Source organism: Paenibacillus sp. FSL R5-0473 (genome assembly GCF_038004565.1).
In the GTDB taxonomy this organism is placed as follows: domain Bacteria; phylum Bacillota; class Bacilli; order Paenibacillales; family Paenibacillaceae; genus Paenibacillus; species Paenibacillus amylolyticus.
Genome location: NZ_JBBORL010000001.1, coordinates 1,745,823 through 1,763,488, shown reverse-complemented (window position 1 = coordinate 1,763,488; position 17,666 = coordinate 1,745,823). Strand labels below are relative to the sequence as shown.

Genomic DNA, 17,666 nt, shown 5'->3' with positions numbered 1-17,666 from the left:
CCTCCCCTAACTCAGTTCTTCTCTTCTTGTAGATATTGATGATATCCCCAAAACGCTTCTTCCTCACCGCCGCCTTCAATCAGAATCATAACTGCGTAAGATAACAAATTAAGCCATTGTTCCATCAATGCCACCTGTTCGTCCGAAATGAGGTTGTTGCTGCGAAGCATACCCTCAGGCTCAACGGCCCAGGCACGTGCCATATGAGTAATTCCCCATAGACATGCCGTGACTTCCCGATCCAATGAAGGCCGTGCAAGTTCTGGTGCCAGAACACGCAATATCTCCATCAACTCATGAAAATTCTCCTCAATCAAATGTCCACGGAAAGGCCGCAAACTGCCAATAAAACCGTTCTCCATCTTGGGATGACTCAGATCATCATAAGAAAAGGAGTGACATTTTAATAACGTTACAGCCTCTTCACGTTCCATTCCTTCACCCCTTTGCAGGTTGTAATACGAGACCTTACCAGCGCAGAGGTTCTTCTCCACGCCACAACACATACCTCTCCAGCTCACGAAGAGTACCTGTACCGATCCCGTACTCGTCCATCTCTTTGGAACGAAGATCGAGCACATGCAGCATGCCACCATATGTGCCAACTGCAAGTTTGGATCGCTCTGGTGATACGGCGAGAGAATAGATGGTACTTCCCACAAAATGACGCCATACTTCCTTACCCTCGCCATTTACACAATATAGATAACCATATGCATCCCCAAGCACCATGCCTGCCTCTATTTCCACCGCTGCATACACACGTGCATTCTCATCCATCACTGGCCAATCTTCCTTCGTTTCGTTGCCTGCAATTGATTTCAGCTGGACCTGTATCGTGACCCCGTTATAGAAATGACATGCGTTAAACCAGACGGTCTGGTTATCACTGGTGAATGCTGCATAATGAGGGTAGCTCGATTCTGGATAGAGAGAGTATGTCTTGCTCAGCCGACGGTCCATCACCATATGATTGCTTCCTTGGCTGCCATAGGCAATCCATCTACCATCCCTTGATACAGCTGCATGTCCCATATCTATCTGTGTATCCTCTAGCTCATACTCTTCAATCTCTGCCAGATCGGGATGAAGCAAGGTCACCTGATCTTGCGTTACAAGATATATCCCGTATCTTGAGTGTATAAGTAGTGCTCTGCCTTCATCCATAGGTATAAGTCCTTCAAGTGTCCGTTCGGGATGCTCACAGTCCGCAAGTGATTCAATCCGAGGTAATGCCGACTGTATCCGGGCTTGAATATCTTCCCATTGATATGTCGCTATCTCCTGTCCTTCCAACTTGCGATCTGGCTGACGAATGATACGAATCCCATCCGGTCCTGCAAGCGCAAAGTCAAGTCCATCCGATGAGCAACCTGCAAAAGTATATGGAGAGATCAACTGCCATCCGTGCTGATCCATCGTATATATCTGACTATTCTCCGTGAAAATCCCCGTATTACATACAATCGTTTCCTCGTTCAGATAACCTACAACTTTGACCGCTTGCATGGAAGCCTGAAACGCCTCGTTCAATGGCCACGTCGCTGCGGGTAGCTCATGTCGAAGCACCTCCACATCACCATGGAGATTGGCCTGTCTCACCATATGGAATACTTCAGTACTCATTCCGCTTCTGGAGTCTCCCTCCAACTCGGATTCATCCGGTTGCTCTCCCTGCATACTTCTCCGGACAAATGCATTGACATCCCTTGCATAACGCTTGCCTTCATTGCGCCATTGTTCCGCAATGTCTTCCTTTAACCAACTCATAGGTGTCCCTCCACTCTGCCCCTATTCATATGCCGTACAATGATGTGCCTGCAAGAACATACTGATTTCGTTATCCGTCGCCTCCTCCGCACCATTCTTTTCTTCATAGAACAGGGCAACTTCTCTCCCAGCTGCATAGTTAAATCGTAAATATCCTCCCATCGACACCATGAACATCTTGCACATGTACTCATTCTCCAACACAGCATCCCACTTAAATTCTGTTTTGCATGTATCGGCGAGTTCCTTCATGGAGCTTCCCTGTTCCGTCCCTGAAAAATGGTAAAACGTATGTTTCCGCAGCTCATTCCACGGCTCAAAGTAAAGTGGCGTTATTGGTTTATCCTGATGGTAATACCCACAATAGATCCGGTCCAGCGTTTCGCCAAATTCAGTCTCCGAGCATGTCCATAAGGTGATATTTTCATCATGACGCGGTAGCCACAACAGCCCCTCAACTTCCGGATGAACAGCAAGGAAATCTCCATCTACAGAACTGCCGATGGAGATGCACTGCTCAAGTTGATGCTGACTTATAGGCGAATCATCCGTATGTATCCAAAAATCATATTCAACAAAAGGCTTCAACACTTCTGGGTCCGGTCTCTGCACATTCATCCACCCCGTATATGTACCTTCCCCGTAGTGCTCAATCCAGGTGCGGTATGATAAAGGTAGCGAGATGCCGTGCTGTTGTTCAAAGTGATCCAGTTCCTCTGTTGGAACCGGCTTAAGTACACGGGATACAATATACATTTGTCGACATCTCCCATCTCAGTTTGGTTCATTCGTTTTCAGGATCTAAGCCAGTTCTTCCTGTACAATTTCAGTCCATACTCCTTTACGATTCAGAATGCGAACGGCAAAGGCATCATATCCATCACGCTTGACCTGATCAAAATGCATGCGCTCTCCCGTAATCAGTTCATATGCCCCATTTTCATCTACATCTTCGCCAAACTCTTCATCCCAAGGCACATTGTAGTAAGCCGTCAACTCTACTTCAAATATGTCCTCACCTTCAACATCCAGGTAAGGACGAAGGGGTCTGTCATGTAGTGCGTCTTCCGAATAGGTCTCACATAACATAGCATCATAGCCGTGCTTGGCGGTATCAATGAGCAGATAGCGCTCACCCGTGACCGTATGCTCCGCATATACAAGAAGAGGTGTCGAATCATGCCAGGTAATCAGATCATCTTCAGTCAAGTCACCATAATAAAAAATATGGAATTTATCATGACCATCACTCATTTGAAGTTTGCCTTTCCACTCCACTTCATCGGACTTTATGTTCTCTTCCTTCCTAATTAATCCTTCCAGATAAGCAGGTCCGTGTTGTACACCATACTCATTCATCATCTCGCCTCCGATTTGTTCATTCGAATGGTAACCACTTTGTGTTCCTCATCCACCGTCAGTTTCACATCGATGTTCAGCTTGTCACGGAATAACGCCGTAATATTGATATACGGATCGCGGGCAGCTTCGCTACTACCGCCACTATTACGGCTCATTCCCTGATGAATGATGGATTCTACCAGCTGTTTATCTCCCTTGCCGGTGTTATTGTAGGTGTAGATCACCTGCCCATCCTGATCATACAGATTCAAAACCGTTGTGAAATCATTGGCGTTCTCATACTGTCTCTCGGTCTGTACATAGTTGTGATCTGTACGTTGATAGTTTACAGTACCAGCCAGATACGGATTGTCCCCGCCTGGCTTCACATCATACTCCTTATAGGCCAGATTAAACAGGTATTGGATATGATTCATATCAATTCGGTAATAAAACTGACGGTTATCTTCCTCTTTGTCCATCGCTGCAAAACTGTTAATCAGCGGCCAGGCCCCATAGGACTTCCCATTAACATCAACGGCCAGAGCATAGTCAGATAATACTGTCTCTTTTTGAAATACACCAAATGTCTGTAAAATAAAATAAGCCGGAATCATCAACATACCCAGAATGACTGCAAAAATAGTAAGTTTAACTCGTAGTTTCATTTCTTCTCTCCTTGCGGCTTTAACTCTTCAATTTCAGTCTCATCCAGTCTTGTGCTGAAGCTTCGACAGTGTACGCACAACTACATCCCTGTTCTTCGCATCCTTGATATAAGAAGGAATACTATGTGAAGCCGTTCGTATAGGCATATTTCCGTATTTTACACGCAGGTCTGCGGAGACATAAGCGATGAGATAATTCAGATGCTCCCGATTCACAGCCCATATTATTTTTCCTCTGAAATTATCCAGGAAGTATAATTCCAGCCCGAACACAGGATCTTTCCCTGCACAAATCTCGGAAAAACACCTTTGGTATGTCGGCTTGGCGTGTAATTCAACCTGATTCACAGAACTACAATGCGGACATTCCACATGCGTCGATCGGTGAGACGTCTTCTTCTCGTCTGTGACTTCCACGTTAAACCAACGTTCACATACAGCACAATTCCCCTTGGCTTTATATTGATATACTGGTTCTTCAAAAGCTTGAGCGTAACATTCGTAACACTTCCATCCCAGTTGACCATTCCGTTGATCAATCGAAGCGTGCCCACCGCATTTGGGACATTTCACATCAATCCGCTCTCCCCGTCGAAGGACCGAATAGAAACTATACTTATACGCACCTTCATCTTCGAAACGTTTCATCCTGTATCCACCTTTCTTCTAAAACTACGACATACACAGCGTCAAAATACTCAACATTTACCAATCCATCTCTCTAAAATTATATGAAACTCCGTTGCTCAGCACAACAATTGAAGACAGATTGTTGGAAATGCCTCTAATACGACATACCCAAGTGTGTGCCTCATCACACCCGTCTCCACCTCGATAACGTAATCTATAACTAAATAACTACTGAAATGAAAGAAAACCTGCTTTTTAGATTGTGAAAAACATCACTTGAGTAAAGGTTGTGCAACTATGTTCTCCTTACTGAATGTATACAAATGGTCACTCGTATTTGCTATATTCACAGCAACTCTCTCTCACTGTAGTTCAACCGACACGGTTAAACCTGTTCACCACGATGAAGTCTCCTCCTCCTCCTCTGCGATCAGTCAACCCCCGGTGGACCCGATCATTCGCAGAGAAGGTACTACGGTATATATTGAAATGACGGCCCAGGTTACAGATGTCGAAATCTCCAAAGGAGTGATATACAACGCTTGGACATTTAATGGTACCGTCCCCGGACCCGTCCTACGAGTGACCGAGGGAGATACCATGGTGTTCACGTTGAAAAATAAAGATTCCAGCCTGCCTCACTCCATGGATTTTCACGCTGTACATGCTGCTCCCAGCAGCAAATTTATTGATGTTATGCCAGGCAAGGAAGGTACGTTCACCTATCCAACCTCCTCACCCGGTGTATTCATGTATCACTGTGGAACTAAACCGGTTCTTGCCCATATCGCAAACGGGATGTACGGCATGATTATTGTTGATCCCAAAGCAGGATACCCTTCCGATCACTTGGTAGACCGTGAGTATACTCTTGTTCAGAGTGAATGGTATAAAGAGCATGATTATGAAGCTTTTTTGAACGGGGAACCGGATTATGTCGTATTTAACGGCAATGATTATGGATTAATAAAACATCCCCTGTTAGCCAAAGTAGGAGATACGGTGCGAATCTATGTCAGTAATGCAGGACCCAATGAAGTCTCATCCTTCCACGTTGTGGGTACCATTATGGACCGTGTGTATACCGATGGGAATCCACGCAACATCCAGTATGGAATACAGACGGTTATGCTTCCCGCAAGTGGTGGAGCTGTCGTAGAGTTCACCGTGACCGAAGAAGGTGATTATGCGATTGTAACCCATCAGTTCAACCATGTAGCCAAAGGAGCTGCCGCTGTTCTGCGTGTGACCAAGGATGGAACTGATCATGGTGGACCCGCGATGTCTCACTGAGACATGACAATAGATAATGGCTATACCTATCCTGAACCATTCGAGGTGATTAAACGATGATCTGTACACACGAAGCGAAGGATGCCTGTTTCTCCAAAGTATCTCTGTTCCAGCATCTTGATCCATCCGAAGCTGTCTTGTTGATCTCCCTTCTGCATACCCGCAAATATAACAAAGGCGAAGTTGTCGTCCAGGAGGGAGAACGCTCAGATACGCTTTATGTGGTTCATCAGGGAGGTGTGAAGTTATCCAAATACAATGAAAATGGCAAGGAACATATTATTCGGTTTCTGTTTCCCGGTGATTTCTTCGGACAAGATTCCCTGTTACACCAAAAACCACATGTCGCAAACGCCGAAGTTCTGGAGCCTTCGGCCATCTGCTCTATCAGCAAGCATGACTTTGACCAATTACTTGAACACGATCCGAAGCTTGCTTATCATTTCCTGCTTGCCATTACCAAGCTGCTCCGTGAAACAGATGAATGGAACAGCTCGCTAAGTGCGATGACAACGGAACAGAAGATTGCCAAGTTGCTTTTGTATTTCCATACCCGAAATCATGCAAAACATGAGATCCGCTTGCCTGTATTCAAAAAAGATATGGCTCTGTTACTCGGGATCACACCCGAAACACTTAGTCGTAAACTTGCCATGATGCAAACTCAGGGACTGCTTCAGGTTACAGGAAACTGCATCCTTATTCTGCAATTGGAGCAGCTTAGGGAAAAAATTGAATCGCCTGCCCGAAGCCAATGAACTGGGTAAGAAAGCTTGTGGATGCGAGGAAGCTGTTTTGGCAAAAAAGAGTATCCGATCAGAAACCACTCTGTTCGGATACTCTTTTTATATAAATTCAACCAATAGATCGGAAGCTTGTTCTGTCATCTACAGATCCAGCAACAGCGACACAAGCAATCCCATAGATGCAATCAAACCCACAATTGGCCCACCCTCTTCAAAGGCTTCCGGCATCATCGTCGAGCAGATCATGGCAATGATTCCGCCACCTGCAAATGCACCAATCGCTGCACCCATCTCCTCTGGAAGCTGCTCCAGAAACAGATATCCACCCAGTGCTGCAATCGCGGAGATCAATAGTACACTAAGCCACATTAATATGATTTTGCCACGACTGTATTTGCCCTGTAGTCCAACCGTACTGGACAGACCTTCAGGAATGTTGCTGACAAAGATCGATACTACCAGGACCACACTGACACCGTTACCGGCCAGTAAGCTGGCACCAAGCATGATGGATTCCGGGATAGCATCCATTACTGTTCCTGCAAAGATCCCAAGCCCGCTTTGGTTCGAGTCTCCCGAATTTGCCGAACGTTTACGCCCTGCCCCTCCCTTTGCAGAAACGAGCAGGTCAAACAAGGTATACACGACGGCACCCGCCGTAAATCCAATGGCTGTAGGTATTATTCCTCCATCATTCAGCGCATCTCCGAGAAGTTCAAAGGTCGCTGCACCAATTAATGTTCCTGTCCCAAAAGCCATGATCCAGCCAATAACTCGTTTGGGAATCTTTAGAAACAAGGCTGCGAGTGCGCCAATGACAACCGCTGAGGCAGAGATGCCGCCCCACATGAATGCAGTCCACATCCGGGCCGACCCCTCTCTTGTTCAATCATATTCTATCATTCCATTAACCCAGGTTGAGTAATCAAAAACAGTGATGTGGCTTTACGGTGATCTATATCACCTGATGTGTTCAAAAATCACGTTATGATGAAATGATGTCGTCGTTCAGAACTATGAACACAGAGAGGAGAGATTCTCATGAGTAGGGTAAACAAAGATACAACAACGGAGTTTCTACAACAGTTCCCCATCTTCCAGGACCTTAGCCCCGAGGAATTAAAGCAAGTCGAAGATATCGCCATTTCCAGAAGTATTCAGAAGAAATCGGTTATTTTCAGCGAAGGAAGCGAAAAAGAAGCTGTCTTTTTTATCCGTACCGGCATTGTAAAGGCTTATAAAACCGATGAGAACGGGCATGAACAGATTGTCTCTTTCCTCAAAACAGGAGATATGTTCCCACACACCGGCTTTTTTAATGCGCACCCTTACCCGGCCACCGCAGAAGCCATTACCCCTACCGAACTACTAGCCATACCTGTCCGACTTTTAGAACGATTAATGCTGAGCACACCTTCAATTGCGATCAAAATTATGCGTGTGCTCGGTGATAAAATAAGAGAATTACAGGATAAATTGCAGGTGCTCTCTGGTCAGGATGTACGCAATCGTGTACTTTCCTTCCTTCTCATGCTTGCAGATCAGCACGGACAAATGCATGGAGACCAGATTATCATCAACCTGCCCATGACACATCAGGAGTTTGCCAATTCTATTGGTACAACAAGGGAAACAGCGAATCGGCTTTTAAACCAGCTTACAAAAGAGAATTTGCTCGAAGTGGATCGCAGCCGGATCATCATTCATGATTTGCAAGCTTTGAAGGAACAAAGGGATACGTGACCACCCTGCACCCAGCTACACTGTTTTCTCCCACGCTATTACATTAAACTGTGTGTGCACAAAGAGACCTTAACGACCGTAATCAATGTTAAGGTCTCTTTCGCATTCACAATTAGCAATATGCGTATCAGGATATTGTTAGCTTTGGCTTGCCCATGGCAATATTTCCATACAGGATTCTGACTCAAATAAGGCGAGACTATGACATTAAAAAATGTGTGAGCAGGCTCACACAGCCCCCCCTTCACGTTTTCTATAATCAAATTGCAACACCACACTATCCCTATTTGGAGGAATGACACATGAACACATACGCAGCAACCATTAATGCCACGGAGTATCCACCGCATTTGAAACATAAAGTTATTTTCGAAACGTTTGATCATTTGCGACCACAGGAATCCATGTTGCTTATTAACGATCACGATCCAAAGCCTCTTCGATTCCAGTTTCAATCCACACATCCCGATGGCTTCAACTGGGAGTATATTGAGCAGGGTCCTACAACCTTCCAAGTCAAAATCAGTAAATTATAGATTGGAGCTGAACGGCTATGGCGCACGTTGAAATCATTGACGATACTACACTTCGCATCACGCTACGGCTGGAAGACGCCACAACCATGGTTCAATTGGCACAGCGTGAGCAAGCGGAATATGCGCAAGAGATTATCACCATTTACGAAAAAATGCCTGTGTTCGAATATACTCATTTCTGTTTTTACGCCTATGACAGTGCAAGACTTTTTGAGCGTTTGCTCGGCATGGACCCCAAAGCCTATCTGTCCTTCTCCCTCGATGCGCCGGAGTCATTCTTCTATGCGCTGTACGGTGGAATGGCCGCCCTGTATGAATCATCTCTGCAGTTGGTACAGCAGGCGGATGTAGCTAGTGCAGGATCGGATGTGAACGCACATGTCTCCATCTGATGTCCATATTGTCGAATTGGATGTGCGTCCTCATCTAAGTAAAAAGTTAGAGCCGTTTCAACTGATCATGGACACGGTCAAAGGCCTTCGACATGAAGATGTCTTTGTACTCCATGCTCCATTCAAACCAACGCCCCTGCTCGGTATTCTCAAGATGAAAGGATACTCCAGCACATCGGAACGAAAAGGTTCAGATCACTGGGTTACCACGTTTGTGCACAAAAAAAATAAAACCGGTGCCAAAGCATTATCTGCAATGGTTTTATCTGGATCGGAAGTCGATTCTGAGCCCGGTTCAGACGAAGAATCAGCTTCATGCAAAGGCCATCCGGAGGAGCAAGCTGTTGCGATTGAAAACTTTGAATCTCTACAGACGCCCACCGTTATACTGGACAATCGCGGATTGGAACCGCCACAACCCATGATGCGAACACTTGCCGCACTGGAACGTTGCAATCCTGGGGAAGTCGTACTGATTCATAATGACCGTGTGCCAGTCTTCTTGATTGAAGAGTTAAACAATCTCGGTTGCCCCTTCACGGTTGAGGATCAAGCCGATGGTACGGCCAAAGTGAGAATTGAAAAAGGGTAAGGAGGCAAAGGCCATGTCCAGGTTGCCGTTTCTTTTTATCATCACGGGCATCTTTGGATTTGTAATGTATCACGCATTCTCCCTGCTCTCGCTGACAGGCTGGCTTGGTGATGAACTCAGAGGACCCGAAGGCTGGTTTCATGCCCATCTGTTTGTGCTCGGGTGGGCAACCATGCTGGCTATGGGTGCCGTTTATCAGTTGATACATGTTATTTTGCAATCCAATATCTACAGTCTGTTTCTTGGTTATTGTCATTATTTCTTGTTCAGTATCGGAATCGTGGGCATGTTATACGGCTTCATCCGTGCAGATGTCATCTGGATTGCGGGTTCTGCTACACTCGCGCTCTCGGGCATTCTGTTGTTCGGATGGAATATGGCCGTTACCCTCTTCCGTGCCTCACAGTGGAATCCGGTAACAATCAGTGCAGCGTGTTCCTGTCTTTATCTGGTTCTTACCGGGCTATCCGGTATGCTGATGGGTCTGAATTTTGCCTTTGGTGATTGGAATGGTCTGCATGAACGATTATTCGGTGCACATATCTGGATGGGAACCTTCGGCTGGTTTGGCATGTTAATTACCGGCTTCAGTTACAAAATGCTGCCCATGTTCTACCTGTCCCACGATTATTCCATTCCACTGCAAAAAGTGGTCTTGGTTCTGTGGAATGCAGCTGTAGTTACAGGTGTTATCGCATTTCTGACAGGTATCAAGGGAGGATTGCTCTGGCTTGCGCTCTTACTTCTAACCGCCGCCCTTCTCTTCTATGTGTATCACTTGGAGCAAATTCAGGAGAAACGGCACAAAAGTAACCCAGGTCCGGGCATTCGCTGGTCTGTCTATGTAAGTCGTGCGTTTGCTGTATATGCTGTTGCACTACTGATCTATTCCTCGCAAGGGACTGAGTTGCTGCTCCATCCACGTGTTGTTCTGCTGTCTGGATGGGTATATCTCGGGGGCTGGGTGTCTCTCACCATACTTGGTTATGCCTCCAAAATCGTGCCTTTTCTATGGTGGACCCACAAATATGGCAAGCAGGCCGGCAGACCCGGAACACCGCTGATGGCAGGTATGTTGAATGAACGGTATGTCAATTGGGGTATGCTCGCCATGGTCGCTGGAAGCCTTTTGCTTATCAGTGGAATTCTGATTAATCTGGCTGAGGTCATGATGGTTGGAGGAACGATACTGTCTCTTGTCTCCATCATTTATATAACAAATATTGCTTTGGTATTCAGACGTTAATATTAATAAGGTGGACTGGAGAGTGAACATGATGGAACAAACCACGCATTTGCTAGAATGTCTCAAGGAAGTGTATGACCCTGAATTAGGTGTCAATATCGTTGACCTGGGTCTGGTGTATGAATTAAGGGAAGAGCCTGAACGGGTACATGTACGGATGACGCTGACTACACCAGGTTGCCCGCTGCATGATACGATTGTCGGTGCGGTGAAATGGGTTTTGCAGGAAAATACAAATAAGACCGATATTGATGTTCAAGTCGTGTGGGAGCCACAATGGTCTCCACAGCTGATGTCAAATGAAGCCAAGGAAATGCTGGGATACTTCTAAGCAGAATGACTATAGACCGGATGAATGAACAAGTTGCTGGCGGAATACAAAGAAGCGTACTTAAGATCTGATGTTCTCAGACCCAGGTATGCTTTTTGTTTTGCGATGGAAGCCACACTTGGTCAAGGTATTCTTGAATAAAAAATAAATAAGGAAACTCCAGAATAGAGTTTCCCATATTAGTGCCGATCAGTGAATCATTCTATCGATTCCTTGATATTAGATGTTAGATGTCCTTTGCATAGGATGCTGCTGGCACTTTGTTTAACACCACGAACAAACGAACCTCCTGATCTCCTGTATTATGGAATGCAAACTCCACTTCACCGCCGCAATGAATTACATCCTCTTGTTTCACCTCTTGTTCTTTTCCATCCAGCATAAGTGTGCCTGTGCCTTCAACCACCAGCAAAATAACGTCTGTGCCCGGATGTTTATGAACGGGAAGCTGCTGACCTGGCAGAAAATGAAGGACAAAGGTCACTCCACCACCCTGTTGGAATAAAACTCGTTTCGTGAAACGGTCCTCACTAAATGTTTTAACTTCTTGCAATGACGTGATACTCATGATAATCGTCCTCCTCGATAATATAATCTGTGAATGCATTCATCTTATCGCAAAAAAGCCCGCGTTTCCTTGATCTGAATCAAGAAAATGCGGGCAATGAACAAATCATGGTCGGTCCTAATGACCGTCTGTTTCTAAGATGGTTACACCATCATTTTGCGCAGAGAAGCGATATATCTCGAACGTATAATGATGAAATAAAACGTCTGTGCAAGTACAAAGGCACCAAATACAGTCAACACCGGCATCGTATAATTGGTAATACCGAATTCAGTCAGGAATGGCTTAACTACGACCAAAGTTTCAATGATGGCTACCCCGATCGGTAAAAAGAACAAAATGGCAATCTGAACGGTGGATGATCGTTTCATCTCCTGGAAACTGAGACCCATTTTCGAAAGAGAATGCACCATCTTTCCATCCGCTTCAAGATCGGTATGCAGTCTGAAATACAGAAAGCTTGCGGAAGAGATCGAGAAGATTAATCCGATAAATATGCCCAGGAAGGTAAAGAGTGCTGTACCCTGTCTGAATCTTTCAAAATCATCGTACCGCGTACTCAGATATCCAGACTGGTTATCCGTTGAAGCATTGCTGCTTCGGATGGAATCCGCGGAGGATAGAAGCTGATCGCTAACCATGGCTTCCGAAGAGTGGCGATCAGGTACAGCATGACCCCATGCAGGAATCTGATACAGGTATTTACCAGATATCATATTATCTTTGATCTGTTGGGCAATCTCTTCATACTTCTCATCCGGTAGGACAACTACACCTGTAGCATAGAGTAGGGTTCCAAACTGTGGATCGATATCTGTATCCGTAACCCTAACTTCCAGCGGACTAGCATTCAGAGTCAACGTCAACTTGTCTCCCTTCGCATAATCACGAAATCTGTTGCGCTTTATCTGATCCTGACCCTTCTCATTGCGGGTATCCACAAATACAGCGGACCCGGTATCCAATTGGAACATCTTTCTCCCTTGTGTCAGATTGTATTGGTTGTATTGACTAAGCGGCATAACCGAGACAGCACTCTGATCTGCATCAGACCAGAAATATTCAATATAGACTTGCTGATAATCCAAGCCTGCGGCTTCAAGTTTCGAATCAATAGCGCTCATATCCAGTTGCTCTGTTGGTCTGAATACGTTGTATTGAATTGCAAAATCGTTGTTTGTAAACTGTTCCCGGTTCTCCTGATCCAGTGACAAAATTACAACTGCACTCATTGAAGCAATCGCAATCACCACGGTCACCATAAAGAGCATGCGGGCATTATCCTTCATTTTATAACTCATCTCTGAGATCCACAACAGACGTGTACCATGCCATACCGTTTTACGATTACGCTTCAATAAACGGATGATGAGCACGGAAAGTTGTGAGTAGAAAAAATACGTCCCGGCTATCCCTGTTACTGCTGCAAGCATGATTGTTCCGCCATTTAACCCGTTACGGAGTACCACAAAACCTACTGTAAGTAATGCAAAACCCAGAAGTGAGAAGAACCATGAAGCTTTGGGCTCTTTTTTAGGTTTGTTGGTTCCCGTTAGAAGTTCTAACGTCCGTTTATTTCCGATAAAAAACAATGTGAAGAGTGAAATGCTGAAAAATAATAACAGAAAGGCTCCAATCGTAATCAGAATCGCTTTCACGGGAAAATAAAAGGGCAGATCATCCATCCCGATAAAACGAGTAGTTAACATCAGGAACAGCTTGGACAACAACATACCTCCGCCGATACCGGCAATAATGGACAGGCAGCCGATCAACATGTTTTCCAAAATGACCAATCTCCGAATCTGTGCGGGTTCTGCACCAAGTATGGTCAGAATGCCAAACTCTTTATTCCGAGATTTGAGAAAAGCACTGATGGAATACATAACAAAGAAAAATGCAAACACATATACGATAATTGAAGCGATCTGCATTCCCGTAGCGGTTGTGTCACCCATCGGTAACTCTGTCACATACGGATGATAAATGAACACCGCATAAGCGAAGAATATCATGACCATAAACACACTACTTAGAAAAAAAGCAATATACGCTCGCCCATTCCGGCGAATATTGTTAAACGCGAACTGAGGAAAGCTCATGTGAATTCCCTCCCCAGAAGGATAAAGTATCAATGATCCGCTGGAAAAACGTCTGTCGATTATCTCCACGGTGTACCTCGGCTGCCAGCTTTCCGTCCTTAATGAACACGATGCGGTTGCAATAACTTGCCGCAAGCGGGTCATGTGTGACCAACATAATAGTTGTTTTCTCCTGCTGGTTCATCTGTTCAAGTGACTCCATGACCGCTTGGGATGACGTAGAATCCAGGGCACCGGTGGGTTCATCCGCCAAAACAATCGAAGGCATATTGATCATGGATCTCGCAATGGCTGTTCGTTGTCGCTGTCCACCCGAAATTTCGTAGACTCGTTTATCCAGAATATGATCAATCCCAAGCTTCGCTGTAATGCGATGTAGTCTGCTCTCCATCTCCTTCAGTTTGACCTTGTCCAGTGTCAATGGAAGTACAATATTCTCAGCAACAGTCAACGTGTCCAACAGATTGAAATCCTGAAAGACAAATCCGAGTTCCCGACGTCGGAACATGGCAAGTTCTTTCTTTTTCATATCAAACGGGTTCATGCCATTAATCAGCACCTTGCCCGAGCTGGGTTCATCAATGGTGGAGACCATGTTTAACAATGTGGTTTTGCCACTGCCCGACGGGCCCATAATACCCACAAATTCACCTTGTTTGATTGTCAGATGAATATCACTAAGGGCTTGAGTCTGCACTTTGCCCTGATATACTTTGTTCAGTCCTGATACCTGTAACATTTCCATGCGTAATTCCCTCCTAATCCGTCATTCTTTATACGTTAATTCTATTCTTATCCTAACTGACCTCCCGTAACGGTGCTATCGAATTACCTTAAACTTCCCTTACAACGCGTTTAAGGTTCTGTTCCCCTGCCTTCTCTATCACACTTCTGTCCATTAAAAAAAGCACCTCGCCCATGGGCAAAGCACTTTTCACTTCGGATATTTCGAATGAATCCAGCTGAATCTAACCAACGTTCCCTCATTCGGCTCAGAAAACAACTCGACACGGTTATCCAGGCGGGCACTGATCTCACGGACCAGATATAATCCCATTCCCGTAGATTCATGGTATTGTCTGCCCCGTTCGCCTGTAAAATAGGGATTAAACACGCGATGAATATCCTCAGACGAGATGCCGATTCCCTCATCCTGAATGTCCAGGATTGTACGCTCTTCCTGTTTATAGCCGATAATGATCACTTTTTTGCCTGATTTGCTATCGGAATAGTTCACGGCATTGGTCAAAATCTGGGTGAACATGAACCGCAGCCACTTGGAATCACTGTAGATCTGAAGGTCGCCCTCCATACGGATATCCGGCGTAATGCCTCTGCGAATAAACAAACGTCGGTTCTCTGCAATGCTACTCCGAAGCACCTCATGCAGAGACAACAGCTCCACACGAAAATCCCCTTCGAACTGTTCAAGCCTTGATGAATGCAAGACCATTTCAAGTCCTTTGCGCATTTTATCCAGCTCATCCTGAATACTGCCCGCCGTCTCATCTTCTACATCTTCCAAGGTCAGTTGGATAATGGACAACGGGGTCTTCATCTGATGAACCCAGCGATTCATGAATACCACCTGCTGATCCTTGCTAGTACGTAACTGACCCATCTCGTTCTGCCGATTACGCTCCAGTTCATGTAACAATTCCTGGATGGCTTCCGCCACACCCGAATTTCCAAGCGCTTGGAAAGGCTCATTTACCAGTTTGCGTGGTTGTTGAAGTAGACGGTAATATGCTCGCAACTGGAAGTAACGAGTGACCAGATAAACCATCAATACCACGATACTGATCAGCATGCCATAAAGGACAATCTTCATCGGACGGCCCTCACCAGAGAGCCAGTAGACACACGGAACGAGCAGCATCTGTAACACATAAAATCCGACTAACATCAGGTGGTCTTTCAGGAAAAGTCTCATTTCCCTTTCCCCTGTGCGGATGAATCCAGATCCAACACACGATAACCCGCTCCGCGAACCGTCTCCAAAATCTCTTCTGCACCCAGCTCCTTCAACTTCCGGCGAACACGTGTAATATAGACATTCAACGTATTATCATCAATAAAATGCTGATCTTCCCACATCTGTTCTAACAATTTTTCTCGGCTGACAACTCGCCCTGCCTTCGCCATCAGCGCTTCCACCAGTATCGCTTCCTTCTGTGTTAGCTCGGTAGAACGCTCATCATATTCCAATACAAATCGCTCAGGATAGAGAATCATGGGACCATTCGTCACTGTTACTTCCTGTTGAACAGCAGCGTAAGAACCATAGGCTCGGCGTAGCTGACTACGGACTTTGGCAAGAACAACTTCATATTGAAAAGGTTTTGTAATATAATCATCCGCTCCATGTTCCAACGCCATAATCTGATCCATACCACTATCACGAGCCGATATGAATAAAATGGGACATATGGAATGTGTGCGTATCTGCCTGCACCAGTAGAATCCATCATATTGAGGCAAATTCACATCCATCAGCACAAGGTCCGGCTTCACTTCCACAAATTCATCCAGTACATGACGAAAATCATCTGTGACCTGTACCTGGAATCCATTTCGGGTCAGATAAGCCGCCAGTAATCCTGCTAACTTGGCATCATCTTCAACCAACAATATCGACTGCATCGTTAACCCTCTTTCCGTTTCCTGACGTCAGTGTATCACATCTAGTTACCCATTCTAGTCGGAAACGGCTTGAAAATAAAGGGTCAGACCACGAGACGCCCCCTCTTCTCTGCCAACCCAATGATAGCTTCCACCCCTGAGTTAAACTCAAGAAAGTCCTGCTCGACCCCATCGCTGAAAATAACACCATCCTCTGGCATCTGGGATACAATGTGCAGTTGTTGCTTTGAATGGATCTGTCCAAACACGAGATTGGCCGCAGTCGTCCGGCTCGGGAACGGTTCACGTACTGAAAAATATAAATAAGGCGCATCCCAGTTAAAATGATTCAGATCTTGACTGCTTCCATGAATGGATGCCGATGCTGTAGCGACCTCTGCTTCGGAATTCATGTTCTGCCATGCCGCCGATCCAACAATTCCGGTGGCTCCGGCCAGCACACTTTTGAACCAACCTGTCGATCCCATGCCTGTGGATACAATGATGCCACTAGAAGATTGTTGTTCTGTGGATGAACCCAAACGCACTTCATAACGAGCCGATACATGCGTCTTCCGACCAATGAACAGATCATTGACACCATATAGATACTGTCCATCATTTAGTTCCACTTTGGCGAGAGTGACTTCTTTCAAGGTTCGTTGCTTTCGAATGACATCAGGAACAATGAAGCTTAGATCTTCCACGGTAAAAGGTAATAACACGCCATCCCAACGCATCGGGTCCGGATTCACACCGATGAGCGGCTGCTCGGTTACGTATTTGAGGGTATTGGCCACAAGCCCATCCTGTCCAACCACGACCACGATATCTTGCTCTCCAAAGATAAAATTGGGTACATGTTCCCGATCAATCGTCTGAACCCGTCCCAATTGACCCAGTTGCTGTTGTGCCTGCTGCACAGATTGCCGATAACGACGGTCTTCCTCCATATAATCACTGAAGTCTGCGCCCAGACGTTCAATATAGAACTGAGCTTGCTGCACCGTGTTATATCGAACCACCAGTTCCTCCAGTCGGGTCCGGCGCTTCACCAAAATCAGCTTGTGTTCGGTCATTCGATCG

Annotated in this window: 21 protein-coding genes; 8 read left to right on the top strand and 13 right to left on the bottom strand. The window is 45.6% G+C overall.

What is annotated here, in order from left to right:
- Positions 1 to 11 precede the first annotated feature (11 nt).
- From MKY28_RS07780 to MKY28_RS07755, 6 genes are read right to left on the bottom strand one after another with little or no spacing between them, the layout of a single operon-like run.
- Positions 12 to 434 (bottom strand): hypothetical protein, encoded by a 423-nt coding sequence (locus MKY28_RS07780; protein ID WP_340935491.1) that lies wholly within the window; start codon positions 432 to 434, stop codon positions 12 to 14.
- Between the two features lie 34 nt (positions 435 to 468).
- A complete protein-coding gene (locus MKY28_RS07775; protein ID WP_340935489.1) occupies positions 469 to 1,770 on the bottom strand; it encodes a hypothetical protein in 1,302 nt (433 codons plus the stop codon).
- Between the two features lie 21 nt (positions 1,771 to 1,791).
- Positions 1,792 to 2,526, bottom strand: a complete 735-nt coding sequence (locus MKY28_RS07770; RefSeq protein ID WP_036672888.1) for an SMI1/KNR4 family protein — start codon at positions 2,524 to 2,526, stop codon at positions 1,792 to 1,794.
- 45 nt (positions 2,527 to 2,571) lie between these two features.
- A complete protein-coding gene (locus MKY28_RS07765) occupies positions 2,572 to 3,129 on the bottom strand; it encodes a hypothetical protein (protein ID WP_084650449.1) in 558 nt (185 codons plus the stop codon).
- Positions 3,129 to 3,779 carry a hypothetical protein gene (locus tag MKY28_RS07760; protein WP_036672890.1) on the bottom strand — a complete coding sequence of 217 codons (651 nt, stop codon included), beginning with the start codon at positions 3,777 to 3,779 and terminating at the stop codon, positions 3,129 to 3,131. Before MKY28_RS07760 ends, MKY28_RS07765 begins: the two co-directional genes overlap by 1 nt.
- Before the next feature lie 39 nt (positions 3,780 to 3,818).
- Entirely contained in the window at positions 3,819 to 4,427 is a 609-nt protein-coding gene (locus tag MKY28_RS07755) for a hypothetical protein (protein ID WP_036672892.1), read from the bottom strand.
- Between the two features lie 279 nt (positions 4,428 to 4,706).
- Between MKY28_RS07755 and MKY28_RS07750 the strand changes: the two genes are divergently transcribed.
- A complete protein-coding gene (locus MKY28_RS07750) occupies positions 4,707 to 5,702 on the top strand; it encodes a multicopper oxidase domain-containing protein (RefSeq protein ID WP_036672893.1) in 996 nt (331 codons plus the stop codon).
- 56 nt (positions 5,703 to 5,758) lie between these two features.
- Positions 5,759 to 6,460 (top strand): Crp/Fnr family transcriptional regulator, encoded by a 702-nt coding sequence (locus MKY28_RS07745; RefSeq protein WP_036672895.1) that lies wholly within the window; start codon positions 5,759 to 5,761, stop codon positions 6,458 to 6,460.
- A 129-nt stretch (positions 6,461 to 6,589) separates the two neighbouring features.
- Here MKY28_RS07745 and MKY28_RS07740 read toward each other — a convergent pair whose 3' ends face one another.
- Entirely contained in the window at positions 6,590 to 7,312 is a 723-nt protein-coding gene (locus tag MKY28_RS07740; RefSeq protein ID WP_036672896.1) for a ZIP family metal transporter, read from the bottom strand.
- A gap of 177 nt (positions 7,313 to 7,489) precedes the next feature.
- Here MKY28_RS07740 and MKY28_RS07735 point away from each other — a divergent pair, with 177 nt between their 5' ends.
- From MKY28_RS07735 to MKY28_RS07710, 6 genes are all read left to right on the top strand, one after another.
- Positions 7,490 to 8,191, top strand: coding sequence for a Crp/Fnr family transcriptional regulator (locus MKY28_RS07735; protein WP_340935487.1), 702 nt, complete (start codon positions 7,490 to 7,492; stop codon positions 8,189 to 8,191).
- Positions 8,192 to 8,493: 302 nt separating this feature from the next.
- The gene (locus tag MKY28_RS07730) at positions 8,494 to 8,727 is read left to right on the top strand and encodes a DUF2249 domain-containing protein (protein ID WP_076328444.1); all 234 of its coding nucleotides are present in this window, start codon (positions 8,494 to 8,496) and stop codon (positions 8,725 to 8,727) included.
- A gap of 17 nt (positions 8,728 to 8,744) precedes the next feature.
- Positions 8,745 to 9,119 (top strand): hypothetical protein, encoded by a 375-nt coding sequence (locus tag MKY28_RS07725; protein ID WP_076328443.1) that lies wholly within the window; start codon positions 8,745 to 8,747, stop codon positions 9,117 to 9,119.
- On the top strand, positions 9,106 to 9,711 hold the full coding sequence (locus MKY28_RS07720; protein ID WP_076328442.1) for a DUF2249 domain-containing protein: 606 nt from the start codon (positions 9,106 to 9,108) through the stop codon (positions 9,709 to 9,711). Before MKY28_RS07725 ends, MKY28_RS07720 begins: the two co-directional genes overlap by 14 nt.
- Before the next feature lie 13 nt (positions 9,712 to 9,724).
- Positions 9,725 to 10,957, top strand: coding sequence for a hypothetical protein (locus MKY28_RS07715; RefSeq protein ID WP_340029099.1), 1,233 nt, complete (start codon positions 9,725 to 9,727; stop codon positions 10,955 to 10,957).
- A 31-nt stretch (positions 10,958 to 10,988) separates the two neighbouring features.
- Positions 10,989 to 11,288, top strand: coding sequence for a metal-sulfur cluster assembly factor (locus tag MKY28_RS07710; protein WP_340937857.1), 300 nt, complete (start codon positions 10,989 to 10,991; stop codon positions 11,286 to 11,288).
- Positions 11,289 to 11,514: 226 nt separating this feature from the next.
- Here MKY28_RS07710 and MKY28_RS07705 read toward each other — a convergent pair whose 3' ends face one another.
- The 6 genes from MKY28_RS07705 to MKY28_RS07680 all read right to left on the bottom strand — a co-directional run bounded on the left by MKY28_RS07705 (position 11,515) and on the right by MKY28_RS07680 (position 17,659).
- Positions 11,515 to 11,856, bottom strand: a complete 342-nt coding sequence (locus tag MKY28_RS07705) for a cupin domain-containing protein (protein ID WP_127549532.1) — start codon at positions 11,854 to 11,856, stop codon at positions 11,515 to 11,517.
- 143 nt (positions 11,857 to 11,999) lie between these two features.
- A complete protein-coding gene (locus MKY28_RS07700) occupies positions 12,000 to 13,958 on the bottom strand; it encodes an ABC transporter permease (protein ID WP_340029098.1) in 1,959 nt (652 codons plus the stop codon).
- Positions 13,933 to 14,703, bottom strand: coding sequence for an ABC transporter ATP-binding protein (locus MKY28_RS07695; protein ID WP_036613332.1), 771 nt, complete (start codon positions 14,701 to 14,703; stop codon positions 13,933 to 13,935). The genes MKY28_RS07700 and MKY28_RS07695 overlap by 26 nt, the downstream gene beginning before the upstream one ends.
- A 189-nt stretch (positions 14,704 to 14,892) precedes the next feature.
- Positions 14,893 to 15,891, bottom strand: coding sequence for a sensor histidine kinase (locus tag MKY28_RS07690; RefSeq protein WP_338706397.1), 999 nt, complete (start codon positions 15,889 to 15,891; stop codon positions 14,893 to 14,895).
- Complete coding sequence (locus tag MKY28_RS07685) at positions 15,888 to 16,601, bottom strand: response regulator transcription factor (protein ID WP_340935484.1); 714 nt, start codon at positions 16,599 to 16,601, stop codon at positions 15,888 to 15,890. The genes MKY28_RS07690 and MKY28_RS07685 overlap by 4 nt, the downstream gene beginning before the upstream one ends.
- A gap of 83 nt (positions 16,602 to 16,684) precedes the next feature.
- Complete coding sequence (locus MKY28_RS07680) at positions 16,685 to 17,659, bottom strand: sugar kinase (RefSeq protein ID WP_340937855.1); 975 nt, start codon at positions 17,657 to 17,659, stop codon at positions 16,685 to 16,687.
- Between the last annotated feature and the right edge of the window lie 7 nt (positions 17,660 to 17,666).